We start from the raw sequence: 23,838 nt of genomic DNA on the forward strand, positions 1-23,838 counted from the left end.
GGGTTGCGCTAGACGGGCTGTTTGAGGCTGGCTGGTGGGGCTGCACCATTTGGCTGGCGCTTCAAGCGGTTGCCGTTGCTCGCGGTTGCGGGCAAGCCTGGTCTGGTCCCTCGACGGTGACCGCAGTCGGTGATTAGCTGGCCGTGCAGGGGCTAATAACGCATTGTGTAGCGTGACATATCGGCGACGGGCTGCGGCGGCGTTCATGGATCGCTAGCCGGCAGGAGCGCTTCGGCATCACCTTGGCCGTGTGCAAAGCTGGCGCCGTCGGCTTGATGACCACGCTGGCCGCGCATACCCCCGCGCCTTGTCGAGGGCGCACGCCGCCACGGCCGAGTTCACAACCGGGCGCCGACCAGCAGAACGTCATCACCGGCCTGGTTCGGCGTGTAGGCATCCCACCGCGCAGATCGAAGAGGCGATGACGGCCCGCCGCAACAACAGCACGGGCTAAGGCCACCACCGTCGAGCTGTTGCAGGATCGGCCACGGCCCAACATGAGGCGCCATGAAGGAGGATCTTGATGCGACGGTTGTCCATCCGTGTGAGGCTCGGTGCCGTGTCCGCGGTGCTAGCCCTTACGATGCTGGCATTGCTGGTGGTAGGGCTGGCCGGGTTTCCGCGTATGCGAGATGCGGTCGCCGCGATGGACGACGCGCGGATCACTCAGCGTGATGCGTTGCAGGTGCAGTACCTGTCGGCGGACTGGAACGGCTGGCAGACCGCGTACGCGCTCGACGCGGCCTTGAACACCGGCGATCCAGCCTCGCGCAAGGCGTTTGAGAAATCCGTCGCGGCGCTGAAGGCAGGGCTCACCACACTAGCCGGGGACAGGGCGCTGAGCAGCACCGACCGGCAACAGGTCGTCGCCGCATCCGCGGCCGTGGATCAGTTCATGGCCGTAGACGTCGACATTTGGAAGGCCTACCAGTCCGGCAGCCCCGCCGCGGTTAAAGCCGCGCACCAGAAGGTGCTCGGTGAGGAGATCGTCCATTTCCAGGCTGTGGCCTTAGCCGTCAGCAAGGTCGCCCAGAGCGCGGCCGAGCGCGCCGATGCCGCGGCCGTGCAGGCCGCTCGCACTGCTGCCGACGCCCGCACGGCCATGCTCAGCGCTGGTATCGCCGCGCTGGCGGTGACTGCGATGCTGGTGCCGTTGCTGATGATCTCGATCTCGCGGCCTTTGTCTGCACTGCAGAGCCGCCTGGCTGACATCGCGGACGGCGATGGGGACCTCACCGGCCGGCTCGACGAGACCGGCCGCGACGAACTGACCCGTATCGCGCAGCTGTTCAACCGGTTCCTGGCCGGTATGGCTGACACCGTTACCACCGTGCGTCGCGCTGCTGACGACCTGCGCTCCGCCGCCGGCGAGCTCAGCGGCGCTACCGGCCGTATCGCCCAGCAAGCCGCTCACAGCAGCCATCAGGCGACCGAAGCCGCCACCGCCGCCCATCAGGTGTCCAGCAATGTCCTGACGCTGTCGGCCGGCGCGGAACAGATGAACGCCGCGATCGCCGAAATAGCCACTAACGCCACCAATGCCACTAACGCCGCCGCCGAAGCTGTCACCGCTGTCACCAACGCCACCACCACTGTCACCAGTCTCGACGCCTCATCAGCAAAAATCAGTCAGGTCGTCGCCCTAATCACCGGTATCGCCGACCAGACCAACCTGCTGGCTCTAAACGCCACCATCGAAGCCGCCCGCGCCGGCGAAGCCGGCAAAGGCTTCGCCGTAGTGGCTTCCGAAGTCAAGGACCTCGCTCAGGAAACCGCCCGCGCCACGAGCGACATCACCGCTCGCGTTGGCACCATCCAAACCGACACCGCCAGCGCGATCGCCGCTATTGCCGCAATCAGCGATGTCATCGACCGCGTCAACGAATACCAGCTCACCATCGCCTCCGCGGTCGAACAACAGGCCGCCACCACCGCCGAGATGGTCCGTAACGTCGACCTCGCCGTCGCCGGCAGCGCCCGCATCGCACACACCGTCACCACGGTCACCGACACCGCCAACGCCACCACCGAGCAGATCGACCACAGCCAGCAAGCCACGACCACCGTGACCACCATGGCCGACAACCTGCACCAGCTCATCGCCCGCTACCGCTGCTAGATCTTGTGAGCACATCTGGCCGGCGCCGATAAGGCATCGCGGCGGAGCTGATTGGGGCCGGGGACTGTAAAACGAACGGTGTAACTCCTGATCATGGAGACGCACCTGATGACCGTCATGACGGACGCCGTGGATACTTCCGCGGTGGCGAAGAAGAAGACTCCGGCGGTCACGCCGGAGGGCGTGGACGCCGAGCTGGTCGGCCGGCTGGTTGAGCAGGCCCGCGCAGCGGGCCTGCAGCTGACCGGTGAAGGCGGTTTGCTGCAGCAGCTGACCAAGCGGGTGATCGAAGCCGCGCTGGACGGCGAGATCACCGATCACCTCGGCTATGAGAAACACGACCCAGCCGGCAAGGACGGCGGAAACTCCTGCAACGGGTCGAGGGCGAAGACGGTGCTCACCGACGTCAGCCCGGTCGAGATCACCGTTTGGCGGGATCGGGACGGCTCGTTCGAGCCGCAGATCGTCCGTAAGCGGCAACGGCGGCTGACCGGGGTCGAGGACATGGTCCTGTCGCTGTCGGCGAAAGGCCTGACCACCGGGGAGATCAGCGCTCACCTGGCCGAGGTCTACGGCGCCGACGTCTCCCGCCAGACGATCTCCACGATCACCGATAAGGTCATGGACGGCATGGCCGAGTGGCAGAACCGGCCGCTGGACCGGGTCTACCCCGTGGTGTTCCTGGACGCGATCAACGTCAAGATCCGCGACGGGAAGGTCGCCAACCGGCCCATCTACGTTGCCCTGGCTGTCACCGCCGAGGGCACCCGCGACATCCTCTTACTGTGGGCCGGCGACGGCGGCGAGGGCGCCAAGTTCTGGTTCAGCGTGTGCACCGAGCTCAAGAATCGTGGTGTCGAGGATGTGCTGATGGCCGTGTGCGATGGCCTCACCGGCCTGCCCGACGCGATCAACACGGTCTGGCCGAAGACCGTGGTCCAGACCTGCGTGGTGCACCTGCTGCGTAACTCGTTCAAGTACGCCGGTCGCCAGCACTACGACGCGATCGCCAAGGCGCTCAAGCCGGTCTACACCGCACCGACCGAGGCCGCCGCCGAGCAACGCTTCCTCGAGTTCGCCGAAGCCTGGGGCGACAGATACCCGGCCATCGTCCGGCTCTGGGAGAACGCCTGGGCCGAGTTCGTACCGTTCCTTGCGTTCGACGCTGAGATCCGCAAGGTCGTCTGCTCCACCAACGCCATCGAAAGCGTGAATGCCCGCATCCGCCGGGCCGTCCGGGCCCGCGGGCACTTCCCGAACGAGCAAGCCGCCCTCAAATGCGTCTACCTCGCCGTGATGGCCCTCGACCCGACCGGCGCCGGACGCCGCCGCTGGACCATCCGCTGGAAACCCGCCCTCAACGCCTTCGATCTCGCCTTCGAAGGCCGCCTGTCCGCAGGCCGGAACTGACCCCTTAACAAGATCGAGTTACACCGTTTTCTTGACAGTCCCTGGGGCCGGCCGTGCCGAGCGTGCTACGGAACGCGGGTCAGCTGGCCGAGGGGGTCTTTCGCCTGCGGCTTCTGGCCGACCACGCTGTACGGCAGGCGTTTGTGATAGTCCACGACGTTGAAGTCGAACATGCCCTCGAGGTCGCCGGCCTCCATCAGCTCCTTCTCCGGTCGACCGAAGCGCATTTTCGCTTCAGAACGGCGGGTCGTTGTTGACCGATGCCGTGGCGCTGGCGGTGGTGCGGGTCGCTCGCAGTGCTGGTACCCAGCGGGGTGGGGTTCGGGGCATTGCAGTGCCATAGTTGTTAGATGCCGTCAGTAACGTTGCGGGTCTCGGCGCGTGTCGAAGTCCTTCGCGCGTGAGTGGCCGCTGCCCCAGTGCAGCGCCACCGCGAAAAGCCAGCGACGGCCGTTGGGTGGCTCGCCGAGTTGCATCTGACACACCGCCCGCTCGCCGCCGGTCTTGGTTGTGGCGAGGAAGTGGCGGTCTCGCGGATGCGGACGGCCGGCTTGCCGAGGTTCATGCCGCCGTCACCGCTCATCTCGTCTTACGCGTGCACCGGCAACCGGCACTGGACGCTAGTTTGAACGAGTCCAGGACGCCCCGTCCGCGCCGGAGCCGCTAATCGCGGACCGCCGCTATTAGTCGACTGAGCCAATTTTCAAGCTGATCTTGCAGCTCAGGGCGGGTGTGGTAGACCCGGTGATCGATGGACGCGAGCTTCAGGTAGGACAGCAAATCGAACAAAACCCGGTGCCCCGACCGGGAGGCGCGCTATGCTGTCCTACCCCGCCGTGATCCCGTTGCCAGCCGGACCCTGAACCACCTCGCCTAACGCATCCGCAGCCACCGCAAGCAGCTCGGATCCCGCTGGGGACGCCTGGAGCCCGGTCGCCAGGCGCTACTCGCCCTGGCCCACCTACGCAACGACGACACCTACGCGCGCCTCGCGGCCGGCTTCCAGATCGAGACCGCCACCGCCTGGCGCTACGATCAAGAAGCGATAGCCCTGCTCAGCGCGGCCGCCGACGACCCGGACACCGCCATGGCGCGCATCCGGCTGCTGGCATACGCGATCCTGGGCGGCACGCTGGTCCCGATCGACCGCGTCACCGACCAGAAGCCCTACTACTCCGGCAAGTACAAGCGGCACGGTGTAAACGTGCAGGTCATCGCGGACGCTGCCGGCCGCCTCGTCTGAGCGTCACCCCGCCCTGCCGGGCTTGGTACACGACTTGACCGCCGCCCGCACCCACGGCATCATCGACGCCCTGACTAGCGCGGAGGTGATGACCTTCGCCGACAAGGGAACCAGGGCGCCCGCGGCAGCGTGCGCACGCCGTTCAAGCAGCGACGCTTCCGGCCGAAGCTGTCCAGCCGGCAGAAGCGGTCAACCGCGCCCACGCGAAGATCCGCGCCCGCGGCGAGCGCGCGATCGCCACGCTCGAAACCTGCAACATGGTCGCCAAGCTGCGCTGCTGCCCGCGTAAAGCCACCGCGATCGTGCAGGCCACCCTCGTCCTGCACCACGTAAAGTCACCGCGCTACACCGGATGAAAATGGCTCACTGATGAGGCCCTCCAGCCGGGCCGGCATGCGCGTTCAAGCATGGTAGAACCGGCAGCTAATCCTGAAGGGACAACCTATTCGGGTCGGTCCGTCCGGCTGCCAGCGCAGCCCAGCTCACCGAGCTCCCGCAGCAGTCCGGCGAGAGTGGCCCGGGTGGTCTGCGGCCACCCGCGGCCGGCATATCTGCTGAGGCTTGGAGCCTCGGGCCCATTGAAAAAGGCTTTGCTCAGCGGGTGTTACGCAGAATAGCCCAGATCATCTTGCCCTGCCGGGTCGGCAGCACACCCGAGAAGTCCGCGGCGATAACATCTAAACCCTGACCGCGCCGTCTTGGCGGCGGCGACTCCTGCAGGTTGTCCCGCCACCCTGGCGGCAACCTTGGGTCAAGATCGTACACGGCCACGTGCACCCCGGCAGCCGGCCGCAAAACTCCGCCGCGGCGCCGGGAACCGATCCGGGTCACCACTACCTCGATTGGCGTTCCGGCATGCTCCACCGCGTTGACCACCAACTGCGAAACTACCAGCTGAGCCCGCGTCGCCACCGCCGCGGCCAACCGCCATTGCTCACAGGCTGCTACGACCAGCCGGCGCGCCGACGTCGCGGATTGTGGCTTCGGGGGCAACCATCGCCGGACTTGATCGGTCATCGGTAGCCCACTCGTTAGGGCCTTCCGGGCCTGTGCCGGGTCGGCGAACAGCGGCGGGCCAAACCGGCCGCCCCGCCACGCTAACCCGTCGGCCATTGGTGACCCGTCGCGCGCACACACCGCGATCGGCACCGCAGGCATCATCCGGGCACCGCGCACCTGCAAGCTCAACCACATCGGCACGCTTGCCTGGTCCGGATCGTCTAAGAACAGCAGATCTACCACGATTGCAGCCGGATGACTAGCCAGACACTTACCGATCATCAGATCGGCGCGCAGCCTCAACTCCCGATCCCAGACGCCGGCAACGGCCAGTTCGATGAACGACGATCGATCGTCGACAACCGCGGTCACCAACTGGCCAGAGGTATCAAACTCGGGCACGTCACGCCAGTCCACCACTCCACCATGCAACCCGCCGTATCGTCCTGCACGTTGATGCAAGGCAAACATGTCGGGCATTCTCTAGATTCACCCTTAAGGTTGAGGGTCGGATCGCGTCTTCACCAGCGGGTTGGCCCCACTAAGGAACGGACATCTTGAGCCACGGCGAGCACGCGGGCTGTGTTCAATTGTCGCTGGAGACACATGCCTGCTAAGCGATGAGCCACGGAATATCCTGCGCAGTGCGCAGTGCGCAGTGCGCAGTGCGCAGTTCTAGGCCGGCACTGGCCTGATCACGCGCGGGGGCTCTCAGCCGAAGGGACATGGGTCAAGGTCGCGGCTGAGCGTCAAATATGAAGCCCTTCGGTTGGTCAGGGACCGTCCGCGCGCGCACTACCCGAACCGGTGTACTAATCCGAAGGCCTCCTACCTAAGTGAGGTGCGATGATCCGATCAGAGCTACCCGTTCTCATTGGGAGGGATCATGCGGTCCTTGAAACTGTTTTGGCTGAGGGGACCGGCGCGGTGCAGGCCGCCCTGGCCTCAACCCAGCCGATGCTGACTCGCACGGCGGTGCAAGCCGCAAGCTACTGGGACGATGACGATGACGATGACGAGGACGTGGTGGGCTACTTCCGGACCCGGACGCGCTGTGAGCGTGTCGGCCGGCTCGGCCAGTGGCACGAGCGGTGGGACGACTACGATTGCATCCGCGTGTCGATCGGTCACTTCCGCACCGCGTGGGCCCTTGAAGTCGCCACCGGCGACTGGAACGGCAATTGGGACTACGACAACTGGGACGACGGCTGGCACGACGGAGACTTCAACAACATCTCGCTGAACATCACCACCAGCGGCAGCGCCAGCTTCCCGATCTGGACATCTAATGCCGCGAAAGCTGACGGGGCCGCCGAGACCAAGCAGTGGCCCCGTCAGCATTACTTCGTTGATCATCAACCGCCCGACTGTCCTAGCCCGTTCCAGAGGTCGCGACAGACCAGCGCATGCTCGCGAGGAACAAGACCTTCCCCCGGGCCGTCATCGGCGCGTTCGGAGTCCGCCAACTTCTTGGCCGGTCGAGACGCTGGTCGGGCTCTCCCTTGCCGCGGAGAGCTGGCATGGCTACGGCGCCCTGTAAGATTCGCTCAACCACTGGTGCGTCAACGTGGAGTCACTGCGCCGATGCGAGGCTGAGAAGCCGCTGCCAGTGAGGCGGCAGACCTCCGCTTGTCTATGCGGTCGACGTCTCGTCGCGCTGCTCGACTGCCGACACGCGGTTTGGAATCTGCGTTCAACCTTGGCCTCGCCAGCGCGTGCACCCAACCCGGGCAAGCCCGGCCCCGGACGACCCCCGGCTCACGCGAATCAGCACACCACCACCCGCTACAGCGGGGACTTCATCCTGTTCACCAGCCAGGCCCCTCGTTGCCTACGGGTCTGGTCGTCCGCAGAGCCGGTTTACCAGCCGCAGCATGGCGGGTTGGTCGACTGGTGGCGCTGCACGATGGGGGTCAGCTTCTCGGCGCGGCGGGCCGGGTTGACGCTGTGGTAGACGGTGGTGGACCAGCCCGCGCCGTGCGCGTGTTCCCGGCTGGCGATGGCATCCAGGATCACCCGTACGTGTCGCAGCGTTTGGCGGGCCTGGGCCGGATAGGCGGCCAGCGCCGGGTCGGGTGGGTAGGCGGCGGTCAGTTCGTCGCCGATCACCCGCAACCGGGTGTCGATCTCGGTCAGTTCGCTGCCGAGGTAGACGTGCCGGCAGATCGGCAAACCCGTTGCGGTGAAGACCACGACCACTCCTGAAGGATTCAACTGGTTCGTCACCCCGGGCCGGGCGGTGCGGATACCTGTGTCCCGGAGCAGCGGTGCGATGTCGCCTGCCCATCGGTTCAACACGACCCCGCCTGAGAACTGCGCCGGTCTGACCCTTTCCCGCGCGCTCTTTTGACCCTGGCCACAGCACCGAGAGAAACAGGGTGGACTTCGGCCACCAGGGCCAGCTGCTCGCTAACAGGTGTACTGGAACACAATGCGTGCACCACGGCGTGTGTGTCCACCAGGCGCAAACCCGCGCTCGTCGTCAAGCAGGTGACTGCGCAGCTCCGCGAACGCGGCGTGACCGGTGAGCAGAAGTCCGCCCTTGCCCCCGAGTTCGGTATTGGCTGAGATGCCGTCGACAGCTACCGGCCGGCGGCCGTCCCTGATTAACTGGCCGCGTTGCTTACTTACGACGCAGCAAGCTCGGGACGTCGATTGAGGCTTGCTCTCCTCGAGGTCAAGCAAAGGTGTTGCCATCGGCGCTCGGCTGCCCTGTCCTGGATGCCATTTCTTGAGATCGACACTTTCGGGCGACACTGGTTATCTTCGGCAGGCGCACGGCACAACGTCGGGCGCCGTCTTCGCCTGGGAAAGCGAACGGCTCTTGACAATAGAAATCTTCGTCGGCATCCCCGCCGGACTGCACCCCGCCGCCCGCCGGTCGGCTGCACTGCCGGTCGGCCGGTTAGTCGGTCTGCCCGCGCGGCGGAGGCCGTGAGCCGGTCGCGCCCGGGCCCTGCCTACGGCAGGCACCTGCTGACGTACTTCTGATGGGATCTACTGCTAGTCAGGTCGCTGCCGGTATGTCGGAACCGGCGACTTTGCGTCTATACTGCCGTCGCTTAGGCCTTCTTTTGACCATGAATCAAGGAGATACCTGTGAGAGCCACCATCTTGTCGCTGTTGCGACTACGGCCCTACGCGGCGCGTACCCTATCGACGCGAATGGACATGCTTGCACGAGGCTAAGTTATTGCTGTTCCAAGATGTGCGCCCGTTTTGGGCTGATCGCAAAAGAAGTGTTGCTGCCCGGCAACGCCAATGCGTCTTGATATGGCGCAGGAATATTCGGAGTGTCAGCGTCAAAGGCTCTCCCGGCGGCGGTCAAGGCGATCGAGCCCGGGGCCGTGTTGAGCTGATGGCTGAAATGGGCGAACTGCCTTCCCGTGACCGGCTGATCAACGAGCCGGAAATTGGCCGATCAGGCCAGGTGCAGCTTGCCGATCCGGCCGACACCTGCGTCGAGCGCACCACAACTCGAGGCGTCGCGGTTGCTACCGGTTGTCATGATCGAGGACGGGGCGCAGATAGCTTGACGCGGCCGCATTCGGCTGGTGGCCGTCTGCGAGTGGTTCCTTCTCGGCGCTCCCTGGGACTGCTCCGGCTCGGCCCGGGGCGAGGCCTCAGCGCCGGCCGCGCTGCGAGCGGCGGGCCTGCGCGATCGCGTCGGCGCCGACCTCGGTGACGCGGCGACCCGGATCGCCGATCGCCGGCGGGACGAGGAGACCGGGGTGCTGGCGCTGGCCGACACCATCGCCGCGGCGCAGGCGCTGGCGGGCTCGCTCGATGCGGGCATGCGCGAGCACACCGGACTGCGCCCGCTGGTCGTCGGCGGCGACTGCAGCCTGCTTCTCGGCGGCTTCACCCACCTCCGCCGCGCCTTCGGCACCGTGGGACTGTGGATGGCCGACGGCCACCCCGACTGCCTGGACCCGCACGCCTCGGAGACCGGCGAGACCGCCGACCTCGATCTGGCCCTGCTCACCGGCAGCGGCCCGGCCGCCCTGACCGGCCTGGCCGGCGCGGCACCGATGGTCGACCCGCGGCACGTCGCGCTGACCGGCGATCGCACGGCCGCTGCGCCAAATTGCAGCGTGGGCATGCAACGGCCCCGTAGCTTGTGACGGTGATGCAGGAGTGCGATGAGGGAGCCACCATAGTCTTCACGGTCGCCTTTGAGCTGTTAGTGGGGGATAATACCCACCCGCTTGGCCAGGCGCTACGGGAGGCAGTCGAGGATATCGTTGGGCCTGCGGCTGAGGGTGCTGTAATTCTGACCGGCATAGCGGCAGGGAATGCTGCGACGGTAGTCCCGGCCTTGCCCGCGATGGGAGCTCAGGGGCCGTCAAGTACTCAACCGCTGCCCGATGTACGCACCCGCTGGGATTTGCATCAGCGTCCCTGACGCCAGGACTTCGGACGAATTTGTCGCGCTTCATTCTTGCTAATGAATCTCTTGGCTTCGCGAGCGGGTTCAGAGCTTCACCTTTTCGCGCGTGCCGCGGTTTGGAACCGCCGGCGCGGAGCCGAACGCTTAGGTGCCGGGGCCGGCTCTGGCGGGCCCTGCTGGGCGGGGGCAGCGGGCATCCCGACGTGCGGACCCATCGCAACCACACCCGTCCTGACGTGCTGCGCCAGCTCGCCGAAGTCGGAGGAACCGCTGTCGAGTGGTCGTTCTGCGCCCGCATGGTGCCTACCGGCCAGCCCTACATTGTGCCCGACGCCACCACCGACCCGGTGCAGCATCACAGCCCTTTGGGCCACCCGTAACGGCTTCGCCAGCAACGCCGGGGTGCTGCTCATTGACCCCGATGGCCAGGTTCTGGGCGCTCACTGCGTGTTCCGTACCAGCGCCCACGCCGCCGCCATCGAGATCATGACCGTGCTGTAGGTTACCGGTACGGACAGTTCGCATGATCTGGCCGCTGGCCCAGCGGACAGGCAGACGGGTGGACAGCAGGGAACGAGGATGATGCTCGGGCAGGACGCGAACTGATCGGGCCGCTGGCCGCTACGCGATCGACAGCGTCCTGGGCTCCTGGCTGCACCGACTTGTCTCGAATTCGCCAGACGAGCAGGCGCGCGCGGATCCCGCGGGGGATACGCTGTCGCAGTGTCGGCAATTATAAAAATCCCCAGGTCTGAGCGTTTCTCGATCACGTAATTTCCCAGGGTGCCGATCACGTAATTCCTCATGGGGATGACGTACGGGTCGGTGCTGGCTGGGTCCTCGCGATCATGAAAGGTCCTCTCTCGTTTGCGAAGGCGAGGGAGCCGATGGCGAGGAGAACGTTCAACGTGGTCGACGTGACCGAGGTTTTGTTCCACTGGTGCGCGGGTCGCTCGAACAGCGAGATCGCGGCCAGTCTGGGCCTGGACCGCAAGACGGTGCGCAAGTATGTGGCGCCCGCGCTCGCAGCTGGGTTGACGCCGAGCGGGCCGCCGATGGCAGCAGCGGATTGGGAGAAGCTGCCGCGGCGCTGGTTCCCGGAGCTCGCGGATACCCGGCTGCGGCAGACGACGTGGCCGGAGATCGCCAAGCGCCACGACTACATCAAGTCGATGCTCGGGGTAGTCCGGATGTCGACGATCTGGCGGCGGCTGCGCGACGAGCACGGTGTCCAGTGCAGTGTGGCGTCGTTTCGCCGGTATTTGCGGGCGAATCTGCCCGAGGACGTGCGCCGGGCCGAGGTGGTGTTGCGCGAGGAGCCCGAGCGGGGTTCAAAAGCGCAGATCGGCTATGGGCACCTTAGGTATTGGACGGACCCGGTCGGCGGCCGCCGGCGCCGGGTCTGGGCGTTCGTGATGGTCCTGGCCGCATCCCGGCACATTTCGTGCGGCCGGTCTTCACGATGGATCAGCGGGCCTGGACCGAGGCCCACGTCGAGGCATTCGCCTATTTCGGCGGCACGCCGGCGAGGCTGATCCCGGACAACCTGCGCACCGGGGTGACCAAGCCTGACCTCTACGACCCGAAAATCAACCGCTCGTATGCCGAGCTCGCCGCGCACTACGACGTGCTGGTGGACCCGGCCCGGGCGGTCAAGCCGCGGGATAAGGCCCGGGTGGAACGGCCGATGCCCTATGTCCGGGACTCGTTCTGGCGCGGCCGGGAGTTCACGTCCCTGCAGCAGATGCAGGCCGCTGCGGTCGCCTGGTGCAGGGAGGTGGCCGGGCGGCGGTCCTGCCGGCCGTTGCACGGGGCAGCTCCGCTGGTCGTCTTCGAGGCGGTCGAGGCCGAGACGCTGCAGCCATTACCGAAGCAGCCGTTCGTGTTGTCGACCTGGTCGACCGCGACCGTCGGCCCGGATATCCACGTCAAGGTCGGCAAGAGCTTGTATTCAGTGCCGTGGCAGTTCATCGGGCAGAAGGTCGACGCCCGCGCCACCATCCTGATGGTGCAGATCTTCCACGACGGGCAGCTGATCGCCACCCACGGCCGCAAACCGGCCGGCAAGCAGACCGTCGCTGGGCACTACCCGCCGGAGAAAATCGCCTTCCAGATGAAAACGCCGGTCTGGTGTCGACGCCGCGCCGCCAAGATCGGCCCGTCCTGCACCGCCCTGATCGGCGAGCTGCTCGAGGTCAACGCAATGTTCCGGCTGCGGGCCGCACAGGGGGTTCTCGGGCTGGCTGACAAGCACAGCCCGGACCGGCTCGAGGCAGCCTGCGCCAAAGCGATCGCGGTCGGCGATCCCAGCTACCGCACCGTCAAAGGCATCCTCGCCGCCGGCCTGGAAGCCGACCCGCCGCCCCCGTCGACCGGCGACGCAGGCGCCGCGGCGTTCCTGCACGGACCTTCGCGTCTGTTCGCGAACGTCGTGGCCATGCCCAACGGCGGCCACCTGTCGCTGGTGGCCACGGCAACCGGCGATCACGAACCCGATCCCCATGACCACGACGAACACCCCACCGACGCGGCCGGCGCCGACCACGACAAGGAGGCCTCGGCGTGATCATCGACGCGGCACTGCACCAATCCCTTCGGGCGCTGAAGCTGTCCGGGATGCTGGAAACCCTCGACGCCCGGCTGGCCCAGGCCCGCGCCGGGCAGCTCGGCCAAATCGAGTTCCTCCAAGTCCTCTGCAACGACGAGATCACCCGCCGCGAAGCCGTCGCCATGACCCGCCGGGTTCGCCGGGCACGGTTCGAGGAATCCAACACCCTCATCAACACTAGCCACCAGGTCTTCATGAACGGGCCCAGCTACCGGCCGAACAAGCGTCCCAACCGCCCCGCCGCACCACCGAAGGAGGCAGCCGGGTAGAACATCACCCAGGCCCACTACCAGAGGAATAGCGTGGGGACTTTCCCAAGATCGGTGTTTTCGGCTCTTCGGTTAGTAGGTTTCGGCGGCCGGCCAGCGGTCACCGAACGTGATGGCGAAGGCGTTCAGCACAGGCTTCCAGCGCATCGTCCATCGAGCCCGGCCGGCCCCGGTCGGGTCCAAGCTGCGGGTCACAAGGTACAGGCACTCAACGCGGCCTGCTCGCTCGGGAAATGACCCCGGGCGCGGACAGCACGCCGATAACGCGCGTTCAACGATTCAATAGCATTCGTCGAGCAGATGACCCGGCGGGTCTCGACGTCGTAGTCGAGGAATGGAATGAACTCGTTCCACGCGTTACGCCACAACCGGATCATCGCCCGGTACTTCGTTCCCCATTTCTCTTCCAGGTCGTCCGGTGCGGCCGACGCGGCGTCCGCGTTGACGGCGGTGTAGATCGGCCGGATATCTCGTTTGATCGCGTCGGCGTCCGCTCGCGACGTCAGACGGAGAGTGTTCCGGATCAAATGAATGATGCATGTCTGAACCACGGCTTCCGGCCAGACGGCCTCGACCGTGTCCGGTAGCCCTTTCAGCCCGTCGCAGACGACGAAGAAAACATCCCGCACGCCACGGTTCTTTAGATCGATCAGGACGCTCATCCAGAACTTCGCGCCCTCGCCGCCAGAGCCGGCCCACAGCCCCAGGACGTCCTTGCGGCCGTCCACGGTGACCCCGATGGCCGCGTAGATGGGCCGGTTGGCGACCTGACCCTCGCGAACCTTCACGACGATAGCGTCGATGAACACAGCGACGTAGACGCTGTCGAGTGGCCTGGTCGACCATTCGGTCATCTCAGCGACGACTTTGTCGGTGATCCGGGAAATCGTTTCCTTCGACACCGACGCCCCGTAGATCTCCGCGAAATGCGCGGAGATCTCCCCGGTCGTCATTCCTTTCGCATACAACGACAGGACAACTTCGTCGACCTCGGTCAGGCGGCGTTGCCGTTTCTTCACGATCTGCGGCTCGAACGTCCCTTCCCGATCCCGCGGCACCTCGATCTGCACTTCACCGGCCGCGTCCGAGATCACCGTCTTCCCCCGGCTGCCGTTGCGGACGTTCGTCGACTCGCGACCCGGCTCGGCCTGATTCTTCTCATGACCGAGGTGTTCGGTCATCTCCTCGTTCAACGCGGTCTCGAGGACGTTCTTGGTGAACAATTTCAGCAGGCCGTCCGGGCCGGTCAACTCCAGGCCGCGGGCCTTCGCCTCGGCCACCATCGCGGCCGCAGCGGCCTGCTCGGGCGACAGCTGCCGCGCATCATCGCCGGTCTTCTTCCGTGGACTCACAACGTTCGATGTCATCACTCACGGTGCCCATCCCGCCAGGTCTTCAGCCCGGCGTGTCGGGCCGAAAACACCGCTCCCGGCACAGTCCCATAGCGTGATCGCGGCCCTGGGGAATTACGCGAGCGTCGACAGCAGTCCGCGCATTTTCCGGAAGTTCAGCTGTGCGGGTGGCGATCAACTTAGGTGCTCCGGCCCGTGGATGTGCCTGTGATGATGGGGCGCATTACCCGATTTGATGTTCGTCCCGGTGAAGTGGCTGAGCGTTTCGGGAACAGTTGTCGCAGTCGCGGACATTGGCGCGGCATCTAGAAGGCGTCGGGTTCGATGGCGCCGTCAACGGCGGCCGAATCTGGACCCCCTCTTGGGCGGGCGGGTCAGGTTTCACGCGCCGCCGACAGTCTTCTGCGCCAGGGACGGTCGCAGCGAGAGTGGCGGCTATCAGAGTGCTGCGCCTTGTCTTGGAAAACCGTCTTCCGCGTTGCGGAGCAGGGCGGTTGCCGTTTCCGGCCCGGGCTGGCTGGCCGGATTCGCCGTTTCTGGCCCGGACATAGCGACGGCCAGGCACTGCGAAGGCATGCATATCGGCGTCATCGGAGCGTGGCAGCTCGGCGCGACTCTCGCCGAGTGGTGCGTGGAGAGTGGGCACGATATAACTGTCACGGCGCGGCATCCCGATCGGCTGGGCCAAATAGTCGATCACCTCGGTGGCCGTGGCGCCGCTATGCCTGTTGCGGCGGCGGTGTCTTTCGCCGACGTGGTGCTGTTCGCGCCGAACTGGGAGTCGGCACAGGAGGCGATCGACCTTGCCGGCAGCACGCTGATCGGCAAGATCGTAATCAACGCGACGAACCCGCCGGCGCCAGCTCCGGGCGGCCGCAGCGGGTTCGAGCAGCTCATCGACTGGGCACCGGACGCGCACTGGGCAAAGGCGTTAAATACGCTGCCCACCACGGTGCTGAGCCTGCGGCGCGGTCACGACCCGCTTCTGGCCGAGTTCGTCTGCACAGATATGCCGGACGCTCGTCGCACCGCGTCGACGATCATCCGGGAGCTGGGCTTCGCGCCATTTTACGCGGGGGGCGCGGAAGCGGCACGGCTGGTCGAGCCGGGGGTTCCGCTGCAGCTGACTGAGGTCGACGTCTGCCGGGCCACTTTTGTCCTGGCGGAGGCTATGGCTGCACGGCAGTGACCGTGGCTTGCAGCCGCCGACAGCACAGCAACTCGGCCGACCAAACGGCCGCCCGCGCGGCCGGTAGACGAGTATCTTGACGACCGTCTGCTGGCCGTGTTGGCCACTGGGATAGCCTCGGACATCACCCGTACGTCGTAGGGAGACCACACGCCGTCAACGTCATCCACGCCAGCTTGGCCCGGGCGCCCGGCAGACCGTCTGGCGGACCCTGGGCGCGAGCGGCCCCGCTCGGCTGCGGCCGATCGCAATGGCAACTGCGGAAATGAGGGCTCGGCTGTTGCCGCAGTTCGGCGGTGGCCAGCTCGCGCGGCTTCGGCCAGCCACTGGAGTGTCTTCGGCGCGGCGGCGGTGCTGGGTCGGTCACGATTTGTGCGTCGAGCGTCGTCGTGACTTGCTCAACCAGCCCTTCGGCCAAAGTTTCGTCGTTGGCATCGACGGGGCTTAGCGTGCGGCGGATGGCTGACCGCATCGGCGATGACGCAAGTGCCCGCCGACAAGGTTGAGCACGTACGCACCCTGGCAAATCCGGTAGCGGATTCTTCCGGCGGCCAGGTCGAGGCTGGCGATCATGTGCCGGACGACGTGGTCACGGTGGTAGGTCGCCCGCAGCCGGACCGGGCGACCTTGCGGCTTCTGCGCTTTACCCGGCCACGGTTGCAGGTTCAGCGGACTGCACTCGTCGACACAGATCACCCGGCCGCCGGCCAAGGGTGGTCATAAAGGTCCAGGATGCGGCACATGTTCGCGGGCAACTCGAGGTCGTTGATGGCCTTGCACGTCTCGATGTTTGTCAGGTGACACCGCGTTCGTGCAGGATCCGCCGGATGGTCTCGATGCTGATCGCCCCCAGCCGGCCGGCCTTAAGCAGGTAGTCGCGCAGCTTCGATAGGGAACAGCCGGAGAACGTCTGGCGATGGAAGCGGGGGTCACACCGGGCGACCACGTAGATCCAGTCGCAGACCGGCTCACTGATCTTGTTCCGGTGTGCCCCTTCTCCAGTTTGGGTCCAAGCCGTCGAACCCCCGCCCGTTGAACGCGTGAACTACATCGCGGACGTAGTCCTCGGCGGCCTTCAGCAAGGAGGCGATGTCTGCGACCGGCTGGCCCTGCCGGACATCAACACCACACTCGCCCGGCGCAACTTCAGCGGGTGTTTCAGAGTGCGGGTGATCTTGTGCAGCCTCTTGTTTTCGGCCCTCGACAGCGCCCTGACGAATACTTCCGGGCGCCGGGAAGTCCGGCACCACCTCACATACAACAGCGAGAGACACAGCCTGCCCGAAACGTGCTCGGCCAACGTTACAAGACGACACAGTTGGGCCGCGTTTTGTAGGCGCCGATGTTGCGGCGTTGCCCGAGCATAGGCGAAAAGGGTTGGCCCGGGCGCTTGGGGCGCGGTCAAGAGTCGCTTCGTTATGATCCATTGCACGTTTAGTTGATCATTCTTTAACCTTAGTTTGGGACATCTTGCCAGGTCCCACACACTGTCCGGTCTGCGCCCGCAAAGACGAAGCGGCCACATCCTCGAACACGCTGGCCAGGGACGTTCTTGATTCGCGAGTAGGCAGGGTTAATGAACCCACTGGGCGAAACTGAGTTCACCGTTTCGGGGATGGTAATGATATTACCGTATGAGTCTTGTCGCTGGAGCCAGGAGCTGACCGAACCGGTCCCGTTCCACAGCCGTGCTTCCACCCTAACAAACCGCTGACCCCGCAGATTGCAGTCGACAGATCCAGCGACATTAATCATCACTTTCCGGCCGTTAAAGCTCTGGAAGACTCCAGGATTAGTGTAGGAAATATTGGTCCTGCCGAAATTCGAATTGTCCTCACCCGGCGAAAGATCAACACACTCCGAATATGTGTAACCTGACTCTCGGACCCAGATGTACGTCGCCTGGTCGTATATCACCAGGTTGCCATCGTCCTGAATAGCTAGGACGGCGTTAGGGTGGCCCCACGTTCCGCTTGCCCATCGTGGCGCTCCGCTACTCTTCCTTGCCACCAAGTTGCCATCGTTTTGCATTGTAAGAATAGCGATCTCCGGATCATCCTGTGTATAGCTAGCCCATAAAAGCGGTCCACCAATTTGGAAGAAGACAATATTTCCGTCACTTTGTAGCAATAGGCGGTACCTTCCGTTACAGGAATCGACAAACTGGTTCGTTGTTAGTGACTTTCCTGGCGGTAAGAATCCCCGACCGGTAGGACAGGTCGCAGCCTGGGCGACCGCTACGGGCCCTGCCTCGCTGAGGGCGGCCACTGCGGCGACAAAACACGCCAACAGCAGCCGCAGTCTTGTTCTTGCCATTTTTAGCCACCTCTCGTCTCCGCTGGGCGCTGCGCATTTGGACCTCAGTATGGCATCGTTTCTAAGGTGCGGTTATATCAGTACGACATGAATACAGACTCGCTTATACAACTTAAATTGGTGGCGTAAATTGCTAGCAGTTACGTCAATTGAGCCTAAAAATTTGGTATAGGCCATAGGTTAATGGTCAGGCAGAGGTGCTGCTATTGCAATCGCGCCGTTGCTATATCTTTGATCTGACCGACACCCGGTGGAAACCTGGTTTAGAAGCTGCGACCCGCGCCATCTGAGCAGGGCTAGTAGTGCTTTGTCGCCGTTCGGGTGGGTGATGGTGACAGACAGATCTTGATGTTGGTGTCGTGGGTATGGACACCATTGCGGTGCAGCGTCTGGGTGATGAGCTGGGCGAGTTCGTTCGGGATGTGTTCGGGTCTTTGCGGTTCGTGCTCTGGCGGGATCGGGCTTGGGATTATCTGCGTGCGTTGATGCTGGATGTGCGGCGTAAGTCGGTCCAGCCGATGGCGGCCCGGTTGCATGGCCCGCATGAGCAGGCTTTGAATCACTTCGTTACGAACAGTCCGTGGTGGGTGGCGCCGGTGCGCCGGCAAATCGCCCAGCGCATCACCGCGGCGTTGGACGGCCCGGCCTGGGCGATCGATGACACCGGCCTACTTAAGTACGGCAAAGCCTCGCCCGGCGTGGCCCGTCAATACACCGGCACCGCGGGCAAGGTCACCAACTGCCAGGTCGCGGTGTCGGTCAGTCTGGTCACCGAGACCGCGTCGTGCCCGGTGGACTGGCGGTTGGTCCTTCCGGCCGGCTAGGACCCTGCCTCGTCGAACGCGGCCGTGGATGTCGCTGATCGCCGCCGCCGGGCTCCAAGTCGCGCACACCGTGACCGCCTACCCCCTCGATGTTGAGCGCACGACGGTGCCGTACTGCGGTGACGGCCCGTATCCGAAGAAGACCTACCGGCAGAGCGCCCCGTCGATCCGCGACCTCATTCTCACCGCTGGACCGCACAAGGCACGTCTAGTGACCTGGCGCGACGGCTCCCGTCGTCGCAACGGCCGGCCAGTCCCGATGGGCTCGAGGTTCGTGTTCCAGCGGATCCGCCCGGCTGGTCCACCCATCCGCTCGGCCCATGTAGGCCAGGACCTGCCCGCGGCCTGGCTGATCGCCGATTGGCCGGCCGGAGCCGACGTTGACCGCTTCTGCCGGCTGGACAGCTTCGGCCGGAAGCGTCGCTGCTTGAACGGCGTGCGCACGCTGCCGCGGGCGCCCTGGTTCCCTTGTCGGCGAAGGTCATCACCTCCGCGCTAGTCAGGGCGTCGATGATGCCGTGGGTGCGGGCGGCGGTCAAGTCGTGTACCAAGCCCGGCAGGGCGGGGTGACGCTCAGACGAGGCGGCCGGCAGCGTCCGCGATGACCTGCACGTTTACACCGTGCCGCTTGTACTTGCCGGAGTAGTAGGGCTTCTGGTCGGTGACGCGGTCGATCGGGACCAGCGTGCCGCCCAGGATCGCGTATGCCAGCAGCCGGATGCGCGCCATGGCGGTGTCCGGGTCGTCGGCGGCCGCGCTGAGCAGGGCTATCGCTTCTTGATCGTAGCGCCAGGCGGTGGCGGTCTCGATCTGGAAGCCGGCCGCGAGGCGCGCGTAGGTGTCGTCGTTGCGTAGGTGGGCCAGGGCGAGTAGCGCCTGGCGACCGGGCTCCAGGCGTCCCCAGCGGGATCCGAGCTGCTTGCGGTGGCTGCGGATGCGTTAGGCGAGGTGGTTCAGGGTCCGGCTGGCAACGGGATCACGGCGGGGTAGGACAGCATAGCGCGCCTCCCGGTCGGGGCACCGGGTTTTGTTCGATTTGCTGTCCTACCTGAAGCTCGCGTCCATCGATCACCGGGTCTACCACACCCGCCCTGAGCTGCAAGATCAGCTTGGAATAGGCTCAATGCAAGGCGTTCATCCTCTCGCGGATCCGGGAGGCCTACGACGAGCACGGCTTGACGCCGCGGGCGGTGATCGACGGCATCTCCCGGACGGGGCGGCTGGTCGCCTCCGGCGCCCTCATCCTGTTCCTGGCGTTCGTCGCGCTCGCCACCGTTCCGGCGGTCGAGGTCGAGATTCTGGCTACCGCGCTGGCGTTGGGCATCGTCGTTGATGCCCTCGTCGTTCGTGCCCTGCTCGCGCCGGTTCTGGTGGTGCTGCTGGGCGAGCGTAGCTGGGCTCTGCCGTGTCCGCTCGCTGACGCTCCCGGGTTCGTCGAGCCGGAAGCTGGCTGGTTGGGTCAGGGCGCTTCTCCGGAGGTCGCGAGCGAGGGCAGCGGTGGCGCCGGGTCGGTGCCGGGGCGGGCCAGGAAGTAGCCCTGGGCGTACCGCACTCCGGCTTCGGTGGGGACGGCGAGCTCGCCGGCGTTTCGTCGCCTTCGGTCACCACGATCATGGTGAGCGACGAGGCGAAGCCGGCTATGGCGGTGACTAGGGCCCGGCGTGCCGTGTCGTGGTCGATGTCGGCCACGATGCCGCGGTGGAGCTTGATGATGTCGGGTCGTAGCCGCAGGATGTGCTGTATCGAGGCGTAGCCGGCGTCCGCGTCGTCGGCTGCGAACGTACGCCGGTCTGCCGCAGCCGTTGGACGGCCAAGGCCAAGGTTTCGTTGTCGTTGACCGCTGAGTGCTCGGTCACCTCGATGACGATCCGGTACGCGTTGGCGCCGAGCCCGCGCACCATGGCACCGTAGCGCTCGTCTATGATCGTCTGAGGTGAGGCGTTGAGCGAGAGGTAGACATCGTCGGCCAGGCGGTGGATCTGGGCAAATGCCAGCTGGATGGTGTGCAGTTTCAGGTCGCATCCCAGCCCGGCGTGCTGCGCTTCGTCGAATCAGACGTCCGGTGTGCGGCTTGACGGGCCGGCGAAGCGGGACAGCGTCTGCAGGCGCCGACGATCCGCTGTGTTGCGACGTCGGCGATCGGCTGCAGGACGATGTGCACACTGTCGGGGTCGGCCAGCGTCTGCTCGATCCGGGCCCGCGCTGCGTTCTGTTCGATCTGGCGGTGCTGCTGGGCGCAGGCTGCGGTCACCTCGGCGGTGACGTCGGCGGTGAATCCGCGGTAGGCGAGCAGGCGGCCGCCCTTGCCGTAGACGGGGGTGGCGCTGCTGCGCACGTACCGGACGGTCCTGTCGCGGTGCCGGACTCGCGTCTGCCAGTTCCGCCAGCTGTTGTGGCGTAGCTGGCCTCGATGCCGGCCATGATCGCCGGCCGGTCCTCGTCCAGGACCAGCAGATCGACGGCGTTGCGGCCCACGATCTGCTCGGGAGCGTAACCTGGCAGCGTGCGGACGCCCTCGCTGGCGTACATGTTCCGATGGTCGGTGTCGATCGGTCAGACCCCAGCCATGCGCCGTGTGCACCGTGTCCTGGAACGCGTCGATCGCGTCCCGCGCGGCGGCAGCCAGGTCACGATGGGCCTTCACCAACCGCAGGACCATGGTCGCAGCGAGAGGAATCCATGCGGTGGCGCCCACAGCGAGCCACTGCCCGAAGCCGAGGGAGTGTTCGTGCAGCGCGGTTAACCAGTCCGCGGCACAGGCAGCCACGGTCAACAGCATGCTCACCGCGAGCACCCCGACCACTGCACTCACTCTCCCCAGAGCGCCGACCACGCCCGACAGGGGAAAGGCCGCGGCAGCGCTGTCGACCTGTGATGGGTGCCTCATAGGCCTCGTCATCGGCCGACGGTGTGCCGATCTGAGCCGTCTCGACGGCCACTGTGGGTCAAAGTGTTTAGCTCGACGAACATAGACAACGGGCGGCAAGTAATGACTTAACCTTCACCGGGCCGCCGGCTGCGCCCGGCGTCGAGGCGGAACGGCGTGGACGCGCACCGGACCGAGCTCGAGGGCGCGCTGCGACCTGGTGCAGGGCGCAGACGACCCGAACAATTCAACTAATGGGCGACTATGTTGCGTCGATTACTGCGTCGATTTAGCCTCAGATGGTTGCTGCCCTTTCAAGAGGAGAAGACGGTGGATGAAGGCCTGGCCGGTGACGCCACATCCTCTAGACAACAGCCGGGTCGACTTGTCTATCGCTTTCCTCGTCTGGACGCTGACGGCAGCGCGCGGCTCCGTGCCGCTCTCCTCGGGGCCCTGGACCGCGATGGTGTCCATACGCTGGAGATCGACATGATTGATGTCGAGTTCCTCGGCGCTACCGCGGTCTCCGTGCTGGTTGAGTTGTCCTTTCGGGCGCGCCAGTCCGGCTGTCAGCTGCTTGTGGTCAACTGCACCGGCCAGCCGATGAACTTTCTTGAGCTTTGCGACGCCGCCACGCTGATAGAGATCGAAACCAGCCAGGGTGAGGCGGAGACGTCGCAGACCAGCCCAGCACTGAGGCGGCATATCACTGTGCGGGAGACGGCCTCGCGCGGCCCTGCATTGACGTAGGACCAGGTGAGGAGGCCTCGGATTTGGGCAGGCCCGGGTGGACCAGCGCTCACGTGTCCGCAGTGCGGCTTCAAGAGGATGGCTGGTTGGAGCGGCGGCTGTCGGCGTTATTGTGCTTTCCCAGTGCCGTATGACGGCCAGGCGGCAGAGTGCCCTACACCGGATCCGACGGGCGGGCGAACGCCAGAGAGGGTCTTGTGATCTAGCCGACCTGTGGTTCAGCCTGACCGGTGTCGGTATTCACCAATTACCGATGGTACGTTCTTGCCGGTCCTGGCTGTAGGGCCGGCCAAGCTCGTTTAGCTGGCCTCCGTCTTTCATTAGGCGGCGTAGTTCGGTGTGGTCAGTGATCATGGTTGTCCGGGCTTGGTGATGGGGCTGTGGGCAGGCGGTGTTGCCCGGCCGTAGGCCGGGTTGCGCCGTGGGTCCTGGTCGTCGGTGCGGCGGATTTTGTTTCAGGTAACGGGTTCGGTAGTTCACTGAGCCGGTGGAACGTCCGGATGAGGTAGTTCGGTCCAGGGCCAGCCTTCGGCGATTGGCAGGGTGGTGGTCCGGGCGGTGCGGCTGATCTTCGCGGCGACGTGCAGCAGCCGGTAGCGCAGTTTCTTCGGCTCGGCCAGGGCGAGAGGTCCGTCCAACAGCAGGTGTTGGGTCCAGGCGAGCAGGTCGACACTGGTCAAGGCCAGCTGCAACCGGCCTGGTTGATCGCGAACCGCCGCGACGGGAACCGGCTGAACCCGGTGCTCTTGCCGCGGCGGATCCGGTCCTCGACCGGGGCGTGAGCGCGGTGGCGGACCTTCAGGAACTGGATCGACAGGCCGGCGCTGTGGTGTGTCGGTGGCGAAATCCTGGTGCCGAATGCCGTTGACCTGGTCGAACAGCGACAGCTGAGCGCCCGGGTGCGGCGCCTTGCGTCGGCAGATCAACTCGTGCCGGCTGGGAAGCCGGCCAGCGCGGCGGCCTCGATCAGGCCTGTGAGCTCCGTGACCTCCGCCTGGTCACGCAGACTGCCATCACCGTCCGGAGCGGGAACCCAGTCGGTCGCGGCGGTGATTGCCGTGCGCGCCTGCTCGCCGATCGCGACACCGACGGAGAACTCAGTGTCCAGACCCTGCCGGCGCAGACGGCTGATATGGGCCAGGAACGCGTGGCTGCTGCCCGCCGAATCGCAGCGAACAAGGATCGGCTTGCCGTAACGATGCTGCTCGGGGATCTGCTGCAACGCGTGATCGAGAACAGTGACGTGACCCGCCGCGGTGTTCGACCCCGCGTTGCCCGCACGCAGCAGCGGTCGAACCACCGGCCGGCACCGTCTCAGCCGCAGCGGTGACTGCGCCGCCAACAGCGCCCTCTACATCCTGACCCTCGTCCGGATACGCCACCACGACCCACCCGCGCCTACCTCGAACGCCGCACCGCCGAAGGCCTCAGCGAACGCGAGATCATCCGTTGCCTCATCGGGGAAGTGTCGGCGTCGCGATCCATAAGAAGCGCTAACACGAT

Annotated in this window: 14 protein-coding genes and 7 pseudogenes; 12 read left to right on the forward strand and 9 right to left on the reverse strand. The window is 65.5% G+C overall.

Annotation, left to right across the window (positions count from 1 at the left end; all coding sequences use genetic code 11):
- The first annotated feature begins 523 nt into the window (after window positions 1-523).
- Window positions 524-2,119 carry a methyl-accepting chemotaxis protein gene (locus ACQP2F_RS13995; protein ID WP_433304123.1) on the forward strand — a complete coding sequence of 532 codons (1,596 nt, stop codon included), beginning with the start codon at window positions 524-526 and terminating at the stop codon, window positions 2,117-2,119.
- A gap of 108 nt (window positions 2,120-2,227) precedes the next feature.
- The gene (locus tag ACQP2F_RS14000) at window positions 2,228-3,529 is read left to right on the forward strand and encodes an IS256 family transposase (RefSeq protein WP_433307487.1); all 1,302 of its coding nucleotides are present in this window, start codon (window positions 2,228-2,230) and stop codon (window positions 3,527-3,529) included.
- A gap of 65 nt (window positions 3,530-3,594) precedes the next feature.
- Here the strand turns inward: ACQP2F_RS14000 and ACQP2F_RS14005 are convergent, their stop codons facing one another.
- Complete coding sequence (locus ACQP2F_RS14005; protein WP_433304125.1) at window positions 3,595-3,756, reverse strand: hypothetical protein; 162 nt, start codon at window positions 3,754-3,756, stop codon at window positions 3,595-3,597.
- Between the two features lie 591 nt (window positions 3,757-4,347).
- Here ACQP2F_RS14005 and ACQP2F_RS14010 point away from each other — a divergent pair.
- A pseudogene (locus ACQP2F_RS14010) lies at window positions 4,348-5,128 on the forward strand (transposase family protein).
- A gap of 238 nt (window positions 5,129-5,366) precedes the next feature.
- Here ACQP2F_RS14010 and ACQP2F_RS14015 read toward each other — a convergent pair.
- Entirely contained in the window at window positions 5,367-6,242 is an 876-nt protein-coding gene (locus ACQP2F_RS14015; RefSeq protein WP_433304127.1) for an ATP-binding protein, read from the reverse strand.
- A 456-nt stretch (window positions 6,243-6,698) separates the two neighbouring features.
- On the opposite strand from ACQP2F_RS14015, the gene ACQP2F_RS14020 reads away from it, so the two are divergent.
- Window positions 6,699-7,367 (forward strand): hypothetical protein, encoded by a 669-nt coding sequence (locus tag ACQP2F_RS14020; protein ID WP_433304129.1) that lies wholly within the window; start codon window positions 6,699-6,701, stop codon window positions 7,365-7,367.
- Between the two features lie 264 nt (window positions 7,368-7,631).
- Here the strand turns inward: ACQP2F_RS14020 and ACQP2F_RS14025 are convergent, their stop codons facing one another.
- The gene (locus ACQP2F_RS14025) at window positions 7,632-7,964 is read right to left on the reverse strand and encodes a hypothetical protein (protein ID WP_433304131.1); all 333 of its coding nucleotides are present in this window, start codon (window positions 7,962-7,964) and stop codon (window positions 7,632-7,634) included.
- Between the two features lie 1,361 nt (window positions 7,965-9,325).
- On the opposite strand from ACQP2F_RS14025, the gene ACQP2F_RS14030 reads away from it, so the two are divergent.
- The 3 genes and pseudogenes from ACQP2F_RS14030 (at window position 9,326) to ACQP2F_RS14040 (ending at window position 13,038) form a co-directional block, all read left to right on the forward strand.
- A complete protein-coding gene (locus ACQP2F_RS14030) occupies window positions 9,326-9,895 on the forward strand; it encodes an arginase family protein (RefSeq protein WP_433304133.1) in 570 nt (189 codons plus the stop codon).
- A gap of 1,174 nt (window positions 9,896-11,069) precedes the next feature.
- A pseudogene (istA, locus tag ACQP2F_RS14035) lies at window positions 11,070-12,577 on the forward strand (IS21 family transposase); the annotation flags it as partial.
- Between the two features lie 146 nt (window positions 12,578-12,723).
- Window positions 12,724-13,038 carry a hypothetical protein gene (locus tag ACQP2F_RS14040; protein WP_433304135.1) on the forward strand — a complete coding sequence of 105 codons (315 nt, stop codon included), beginning with the start codon at window positions 12,724-12,726 and terminating at the stop codon, window positions 13,036-13,038.
- Window positions 13,039-13,110: 72 nt separating this feature from the next.
- On the opposite strand, the pseudogene ACQP2F_RS14045 reads toward ACQP2F_RS14040, so the two are convergent.
- Window positions 13,111-14,405, reverse strand: a pseudogene (locus ACQP2F_RS14045) (IS256 family transposase).
- A gap of 559 nt (window positions 14,406-14,964) precedes the next feature.
- Here ACQP2F_RS14045 and ACQP2F_RS14050 point away from each other — a divergent pair.
- Window positions 14,965-15,579, forward strand: a complete 615-nt coding sequence (locus ACQP2F_RS14050; RefSeq protein ID WP_433304137.1) for an NADPH-dependent F420 reductase — start codon at window positions 14,965-14,967, stop codon at window positions 15,577-15,579.
- Between the two features lie 968 nt (window positions 15,580-16,547).
- Here the strand turns inward: ACQP2F_RS14050 and ACQP2F_RS14055 are convergent.
- On the reverse strand, window positions 16,548-17,006 hold the full coding sequence (locus ACQP2F_RS14055) for a helix-turn-helix domain-containing protein (protein WP_433304139.1): 459 nt from the start codon (window positions 17,004-17,006) through the stop codon (window positions 16,548-16,550).
- Window positions 17,007-18,260: 1,254 nt separating this feature from the next.
- Here ACQP2F_RS14055 and ACQP2F_RS14060 point away from each other — a divergent pair.
- Window positions 18,261-18,710: pseudogene (locus ACQP2F_RS14060) on the forward strand (IS701 family transposase); the annotation flags it as partial.
- A gap of 327 nt (window positions 18,711-19,037) precedes the next feature.
- Here the strand turns inward: ACQP2F_RS14060 and ACQP2F_RS14065 are convergent.
- A pseudogene (locus tag ACQP2F_RS14065) lies at window positions 19,038-19,717 on the reverse strand (transposase family protein); the annotation flags it as partial.
- Between the two features lie 192 nt (window positions 19,718-19,909).
- Here ACQP2F_RS14065 and ACQP2F_RS14070 point away from each other — a divergent pair.
- The gene (locus ACQP2F_RS14070) at window positions 19,910-20,254 is read left to right on the forward strand and encodes an MMPL family transporter (RefSeq protein WP_433304141.1); all 345 of its coding nucleotides are present in this window, start codon (window positions 19,910-19,912) and stop codon (window positions 20,252-20,254) included.
- 103 nt (window positions 20,255-20,357) lie between these two features.
- Here ACQP2F_RS14070 and ACQP2F_RS14075 read toward each other — a convergent pair.
- Together ACQP2F_RS14075 and ACQP2F_RS14080 are read right to left on the reverse strand one after the other, a co-directional pair.
- A pseudogene (locus ACQP2F_RS14075) lies at window positions 20,358-20,741 on the reverse strand (EAL domain-containing protein); the annotation flags it as partial.
- Window positions 20,731-21,054, reverse strand: coding sequence for a hypothetical protein (locus tag ACQP2F_RS14080; protein WP_433304143.1), 324 nt, complete (start codon window positions 21,052-21,054; stop codon window positions 20,731-20,733). The gene ACQP2F_RS14080 and the pseudogene ACQP2F_RS14075, both read right to left, overlap by 11 nt.
- Window positions 21,055-21,888: 834 nt before the next feature.
- Here ACQP2F_RS14080 and ACQP2F_RS14085 point away from each other — a divergent pair.
- Window positions 21,889-22,335, forward strand: a complete 447-nt coding sequence (locus ACQP2F_RS14085) for an STAS domain-containing protein (protein WP_433304145.1) — start codon at window positions 21,889-21,891, stop codon at window positions 22,333-22,335.
- A gap of 463 nt (window positions 22,336-22,798) precedes the next feature.
- Here the strand turns inward: ACQP2F_RS14085 and ACQP2F_RS14090 are convergent.
- Window positions 22,799-23,623, reverse strand: a pseudogene (locus tag ACQP2F_RS14090) (transposase); the annotation flags it as partial.
- Between ACQP2F_RS14090 and ACQP2F_RS14095 the strand changes: the two are divergent.
- A complete protein-coding gene (locus tag ACQP2F_RS14095; protein WP_433304147.1) occupies window positions 23,592-23,822 on the forward strand; it encodes a transposase in 231 nt (76 codons plus the stop codon). The pseudogene ACQP2F_RS14090 and the gene ACQP2F_RS14095 overlap by 32 nt on opposite strands.
- Window positions 23,823-23,838 lie beyond the last annotated feature (16 nt).

The organism is Actinoplanes sp. CA-030573 (assembly GCF_050951115.1).
GTDB lineage: Bacteria > Actinomycetota > Actinomycetes > Mycobacteriales > Micromonosporaceae > Actinoplanes.